The organism is Benzoatithermus flavus (genome assembly GCF_037908215.1).
Taxonomy (GTDB): Bacteria; Pseudomonadota; Alphaproteobacteria; order Geminicoccales; family Geminicoccaceae; genus Benzoatithermus; species Benzoatithermus flavus.
Map to the genome: position 1 here is coordinate 315869 of NZ_JBBLZC010000002.1, position 6000 is coordinate 321868.

7 protein-coding genes are annotated in these 6000 nt (G+C 71.2%); 3 read left to right on the forward strand and 4 right to left on the reverse strand.

The features are described from left to right. Positions 1-137: 137 nt before the first annotated feature. The 4 genes from U1T56_RS03890 to U1T56_RS03905 form a co-directional block, all read right to left on the reverse strand. Positions 138-383: a hypothetical protein gene (locus U1T56_RS03890; protein WP_418158125.1), complete on the reverse strand. Its 246-nt coding sequence runs from the start codon at positions 381-383 to the stop codon at positions 138-140. Positions 384-473: 90 nt separating this feature from the next. Beyond that, a complete protein-coding gene (locus U1T56_RS03895; RefSeq protein ID WP_418158126.1) occupies positions 474-947 on the reverse strand; it encodes a PaaI family thioesterase in 474 nt (157 codons plus the stop codon). After that, complete coding sequence (locus tag U1T56_RS03900; protein ID WP_418158127.1) at positions 944-1924, reverse strand: magnesium transporter CorA family protein; 981 nt, start codon at positions 1922-1924, stop codon at positions 944-946. The genes U1T56_RS03895 and U1T56_RS03900 overlap by 4 nt, the downstream gene beginning before the upstream one ends. 99 nt (positions 1925-2023) lie before the next feature. Next, positions 2024-3040, reverse strand: a complete 1017-nt coding sequence (locus U1T56_RS03905; RefSeq protein ID WP_418158128.1) for a proline racemase family protein — start codon at positions 3038-3040, stop codon at positions 2024-2026. A 210-nt stretch (positions 3041-3250) separates the two neighbouring features. On the opposite strand from U1T56_RS03905, the gene ftsH reads away from it, so the two are divergent. The 3 genes from ftsH to U1T56_RS03920 all read left to right on the forward strand — a co-directional run. After that, complete coding sequence (ftsH, locus tag U1T56_RS03910) at positions 3251-5131, forward strand: ATP-dependent zinc metalloprotease FtsH (RefSeq protein ID WP_418158129.1); 1881 nt, start codon at positions 3251-3253, stop codon at positions 5129-5131. Positions 5132-5207: 76 nt separating this feature from the next. Beyond that, the gene (locus tag U1T56_RS03915) at positions 5208-5450 is read left to right on the forward strand and encodes a DUF2442 domain-containing protein (RefSeq protein ID WP_418158130.1); all 243 of its coding nucleotides are present in this window, start codon (positions 5208-5210) and stop codon (positions 5448-5450) included. A gap of 101 nt (positions 5451-5551) precedes the next feature. After that, positions 5552-6000: hypothetical protein (locus tag U1T56_RS03920; protein ID WP_418158131.1), on the forward strand; the 449-nt coding region annotated here is incomplete at its 3' end.

Here is a 6000-nt window from a genome sequence, read left to right on the forward strand (position 1 = left end):
GCTTTTCGCCGTGGCCTCGTCGCCCATGGCCGTCCGTCGGGCCATGCTACCCGATGCTGTCCCGATGGGGTTGCTACACTACCACAGGATAGACGTCGGCGCCGACCTTTCCTTCCCTCGCAGAACGTCGCACCTCGTCAGTGCAGCATCGTCGACGTCGGATCGCTGGTCGGGGGAGGAACCATGTCGGGTCCGGGATCGGGGATCGTGTCCGGGCCCGGCGGCCCGATGTCGGGCTGGCGCGGCTGGTTCGGGATCTCGGGCGCGGTCGGCTCCGGCTGGATGTCGGGTCCGGGGGCGGGCGGGATCTGGTCGGGCGCAGGCGGCGGCATCTCGGGCGGCGGCTGCGGCGTCGGCTGGATCGCGAGGCGGTACGGGATCATCACTTTCCTCTCCGGGGCTCGCTGGTCAACGGCCGGCGCCGGGACCGGTTCCGCAGCCCGCGCCAGCGGGCGGACGGCGCCGCCTCCGGCTCAGGGCCTGGCGCGGAACAGGCGGTAGGCCGCGCTGCCGGTGGCTAGGAGCGGCCCGTCGAAGTCGCGCTCGTGCAGGCTCATCGTGACGTGCGCCACCGAGCCGCCGACATGGACGAGCCGTGCGGTGGCCACCACCCGGCCGCGCTCGACGGCGCGCACGAAGTTGCAGGCGAGGCTGATCGTGGCGATGCGATGCAGGCCCGGCGTCCGGAAGAAGCAGGCCACACCGCCCACCGTGTCGAGGAGGACCAGCGTCACCCCGCCATGGGCGATGCCGTAATGGCTCAGATGCTGCTCGGCGACCTCGAGCTCGAGATGGGTGCCGTGCTCGGGGTCGTGACCGACGCGATAGCCCACGAGCGTCTCGAACGGCCCGGTCACGGGGCCGAGCTCGCCCCGGCGCAGCCGGGCGACGAGCGCCTCGAGCTCCTCCGCGCTCAAAGGCCGGTGCGGGTCGTAGGCCGGACTCACAGCCAGCCTCGCTTGCGGAAGTAGAGAAGGGGGATCACGGCGGAGAGCGCCATCAGAAGCAGCGCCATCGGATAGCCCAGAGGCCAGTCGAGCTCGGGGAGAAACTTGAAGTTCATGCCGTAGATGCTCGCGATCATGGTGGGCGGCATGAACACCACCGCCACCACGGAGAAGATCTTGATGATCGCGTTCTGCTCGATGTTGATCATGCCGAGCGTGGCCTCGAGCAGAAGGCTGATTTTCCCCGAGAGGAACGCGGCGTGGTCGGTGAGCGAGGCGACGTCGCGGTTCAAGAGCTTGGCTCTTGCGCGCGCCTCCTTCCGGCTGCCGGGCGGCAGCAGGTCGGTGGCGCCGAGGCTCAGGAGGATGCGGGCAAGCGTGAGCAGGCTCTCGCGCGCCCGCGCCGCCGTGTCGCCGGCCCGGCCGATGCGCTCGATCGCGCGCAGGAGATCCGGCCGCTCGTCCTTGGGCTTGGCGTTGGCAGCGCCGAAGATCTCGCCCGAGAGCGTGTCGATGTCGAGCGAGGCGCGCTCGAGCACGTCGGCGATCCGCGCCACGACGAGCTCGATCAGCCAGAACAGCACCCCTTGCGCGCTTCCGAGGCCGGCGCCCTGCCGCTCGAGGCGCGCCGGCATGGTGCGGAAGGGCTGCGGATCGGCATAACGCAGGGTGACGAGCCGGTCGCCCTTCAGGATGAAGGTGATCTCGGTGGTGCCGGGTGGCGGCGTGTCGGCGTTGACCAGCACGGTGGCGGTGAGGAACAGAGCGCCGTCCTCCTCGTAGACCCGCGCCGAGGCCTCGATCTCGCGCATCTCCTCGCGCGTCGGCATCTCGATGCCGACCGTCCGGCGCACGAAGCCCGCCTCCTCGGGCGAAGGATCGCGCATGTCGAGCCAGATGGCATCCTCGGGCAGGCCGTCGGCCGAGAGATCGACCGCGACCCGATCGCGCTGGCCGCGCAGGAACATCGTGAGCATGGAGGCTCCGTGGCGGCTGAAGGTGTCACGCGCCCCGCGGGCGAGCCGACGCCCCGCTTAAGCCGGCCCATGTTGCAGCGCAAGGCGGATCGATGGGGCTCAGCGGCGGAGAAGAAAGCCTTCGCCGAGCGGATCCTCGGGCTCGACCCAGTAGCCGGCCTCGCCGGTGTAGAAGGCCTCGCCCCCGACCTCGACCGTCACCGCCGGATGCGGCCCGGCTCTGGTCTCGGCGAGGACCGCGGCCGTGAACTCGGCCCCGGTGATGCTGCGAAAGCGCCGGGGCTCGCCCAGGCCCACCTGCCGCCGCCGGTGCATGACGGCCATGCGCGCCGTGACCCCCGAGCCCGTAGGGCTGCGGTCGATCTGGCCGTCGGCGAACACGCAGATGTTGGCGCTCGGCCGGCCGCCGCCGCCATCGAAGCCATCCGTGAGGATGATGCCATAGAGGAAGGCGAGATCGGGCTCGCCCGGATGCGAGAGCGGGATCTGCTCCGCTGCCGCCCGCTTCAGCGCCAGCGCCGCCTCGACGATCCGCCCCAGCGGGCTCGCCTCGAGATCGAGCCCGATCTCGGCCGCGGGCAGGATGCCGTAGAAGGCCCCGCCATAGCCGATGTCCATGCCGACCGGCCCGAACGGGTCGGCCAGCACCACGGCGTCGCGCGCATACGCGAACGCCGGAACGCTCTCGAACCGCACCCGCCCGGCCCGGCCGTTCGTCACCGTCACCTTCGCGGTCACGAGCCCGCACGGGCACTGGATGCGGACCAGGGTCTCGGGCTCCTGCACCGGCACGAGCCCTCGGTCCACGGCGTAGCGGCCCAGCGCGATCACCGCATGGCCGCACATGGTCGACCAGCCCTCGTTGTGGAGGAACAGGACGGCCAGATCGGCCTCGGGCAGGTCGGGCTCGACCAGAAGAGCGCCATACATGTCGGCATGACCGCGCGGCTCGGCCATCAGCACGCGCCGCCAGCGGTCCTGCTCGGCGCGGACGAAGCGTCGCTTGTCGAGGATCGTCCTGCCCTCGATCGGCGGCCAGCCGCCCGTGACGATCCGCACGGGCTCGCCCCCTGTGTGCATCTCGACCGTGGTGATCCGCCCCGAGCCCTGCCGCATGTCCCTGCCCGTCCTGCATGATGCGTCCGCCGGGCGCGTACTCTGCCCGAACGCCGCGCCGCCGGCCAGGGTGCGACGGCGGGCACCGCGCCGTCATGTCACAAGGTGTCCTATCGCCCGGAGTGACTACCTTGAGCATGGCAGGACGGGTCGAGCGCCGGCCCCGCCCCTTTGCCATTGGTCGTCGTCTTTCGCGGGGAACGAACGCGCATGCCCGAGCTGCGTCGCGCACGGTTCAGCCTCGAGAAGCTCACGATGTGGGGGCTGATCGCGGCGGTGGTCCTGTTCGTGGGCCTGCTGGTCTACGGCTTCGTGGTCCGCTATCTTCACCCGCCGCTTCCGGCCGAGCCCGGTTTCGCCGCCTCCTTGTGGCCGAACGTCGAGCGCCTGTCCTACAGCGCCTTCCTCGACCGGGTCGAGCACGGTGCGGTGAGAAGCGTCGTGCTCTCCGGCGACACGATCGAGGCGAAGCTCGCGGACGGCCACGAGATCGAGGTGAACGCACCGCAGGACCCGGAGCTGATCAGGGAGCTGCGCGCGGCCAAGGTCGATCTCCAGGTCGCCGGCGGCTCGATCTCCGCCGGCGAGGTCGCGAGCAGCCTGCTCATGCTCGCGATCCTGGGCCTCATGATCTATCAGCTCGTGGCCGGCCGCAGCCAACAACAGCTCGCCCAGCGCACCGACCTCGCCCGGAGCCGCGCCCAGCGCGTCAACGGCGAGAGGGTAGGGGTACGCTTTTCCGACGTGGCCGGCATCGACGAGGTCCGCGACCAGGTCGAGGAGATCGCCGCTTTCTTGCGCGATCCGCAGCGCTTCAAGGCGTTCGGCGCCAGGATCCCGAAGGGGGTCCTGCTCTCGGGTCCTCCCGGCTGCGGCAAGACGCTGCTCGCGCGCGCCATCGCCGGCGAGGCGCACGTGCCGTTCTTCTCGGCGTCCGCTGCCGAGTTCGTCGAGATGTTCGTGGGCGTGGGCGCTGCTCGCGTGCGCGACCTGTTCAAGCGCGCCCGCGCCCAGGCACCCGCCATCGTCTTCATCGACGAGATCGACGCCATCGGCCGGCGCCGTGCCGCCATCGGCGGCAGCGGCAACGACGAGCGCGAGCAGACCTTGAACCAGATTCTGGTCGAGATGGACGGCTTCGACGGCAAGGACGGGGTCATCGTCATCGCCGCCACCAACCGGCCCGATATTCTCGATCCGGCGCTGACCCGCCCCGGCCGGTTCGACCGTAAGATCACCGTGCCGATGCCCGACGTGCGCGGCCGCGAGCAGATCCTGCGCGTCCACGCCGGCAGCCTGCCGCTCGCCCCCGAGGTCGATCTCTCCCGGATCGCCCGCGCCACGCCGGGCTTTTCGGGTGCCGACCTCGCCAACGTGATGAACGAGGCGGCCCTGGCCGCGGCGCGCGCCGGCCGCCGCGAGGTGCTGCCGGAGGATCTCTACCGCGCGATCGACCTGCAGATGATGGGCGTCGCCCGCCCGTCGCTGGCCCTGAGCGAGCAGGAGCGCCGGCTCACCGCCTACCACGAGGCCGGCCATGCGCTGGTCGCCGCCATGCTTCCCGACAGCGATCCGATCCACAAGGCCACGATCGTGCCGCATGGCGGGGCGCTCGGCATGGTGGTGCGCCTGCCCGAGAACGACCGCGTCTCGGTCAGCCGCAGGAAGCTCGAGGCCGACCTCGTCGTCGCCATGGCGGGCCGCGCCGCCGAGGCCCTGATCTTCGGCGAGGACGCCGTCACCGCCGGTGCGGCGGGCGACATCGACCAGGCGACCCGGATCGTGCGCAAGATGATCACCGAATGGGGCATGGACGACGAGCTCGGCATGGTTCGCCTGACCGAGGCCGACCCGCGTACGGGCGAGCCGATCGCCTTGGGCGAGGCGACGCGCCGCCGGATCGACGAGCGGGTCAAGACCCGGATCGATGAGGCCTACCGCCAGGCGCTGGCCTGCCTGACCGCGGCGCGCGACCAGCTCGAGGCGCTGGCGCAGAGCCTGCTCGAGCGCGAGACCCTCACGGGCGAGGAGGTACGCGCGATCGTGCTGGCGCGGACCGCCATGGACCGGGAGGCGTTCCGGCAGGCTTGAGACAGTCTCTTCGTCCGAGCCTTTGCCTGCCGAAACAAGGGGGTACACCCCTAGCGCCGACGAACGCGTGCGCGGCGTGCGCATCGAGGACGATACGCCGACTGTCGCGCTCATGGACGGCCGGACGATCACGGTCCCGCTCGCCTGGTTCCCGCGCCTCCTCGATGCCAGCCCGGCGCAGCGCGCCAACCGGGAGATCGCTGGCGCTGGCTATGGCATTCGCTGGCCCGATATCGGCGAGGATCTGGGTACGGAAGGTCTGCTACGAGGCACGCCGGCCGTGGGAGCACTCGAACGCAAGATACTCCCCGATCCGTGAGGGTTGCGAGGATGGGGTTCATGCATTCCACTGGCATGAGATTGAATCTCATCCCATAGATCGCCTTGCATTCAGGACAGAAAACCTATATTCTGGGGCGCATGGTCCAAGCGCTCGCTTCCGCGTTCCCGCAGCCGACCCGCCGCCTGCTCGCGGCGGCGCTGCTCGGCCGCCGCCGGCCCGCCAACCCCTACCGCCGCCGCGACTGGCTCCGCATCTCGCAGCGCCTCGCCCTCGGCATGAGCCCCGAGGCGGTCGCCCGCGCCGAGGGCACCACGCCCGAAGCGGTCGCGTGCCTGCTCCAGCAGCGCGCGTTCCGGGGCCTGGTCGAGAGCTTCGAGAAGCTGATCGCCCGCCCGGCCGCGGAGCAGCGCACGCGGCTGGTCCGGCTCGCCCGGCTCGCGCTCGAGAACGCGCTCTCCGACTGGGACGCCGGTGCCGCGCTGTTCGTGCTCGCCGAGGACGCCCGGGGCCGCGACCCGGCCGAGAGCCTGGCCGAGGCGGTGCTGGCCCGGGCGCGCCGCCCGGCCACCGCCATCCCGCCCGCGCG

Coding starts and splice junctions, on each gene's coding strand:
- U1T56_RS03890 (WP_418158125.1), bottom strand. CDS start 383: ATGATCCCGTACCGCCTCGCGATCCAGCCGACGCCGCAGCCGCCGCCC.
- U1T56_RS03905 (WP_418158128.1), bottom strand. CDS start 3,040: ATGCGGCAGGGCTCGGGGCGGATCACCACGGTCGAGATGCACACAGGG.
- ftsH (WP_418158129.1), top strand. CDS start 3,251: ATGCCCGAGCTGCGTCGCGCACGGTTCAGCCTCGAGAAGCTCACGATG.
- U1T56_RS03900 (WP_418158127.1), bottom strand. CDS start 1,924: ATGCTCACGATGTTCCTGCGCGGCCAGCGCGATCGGGTCGCGGTCGAT.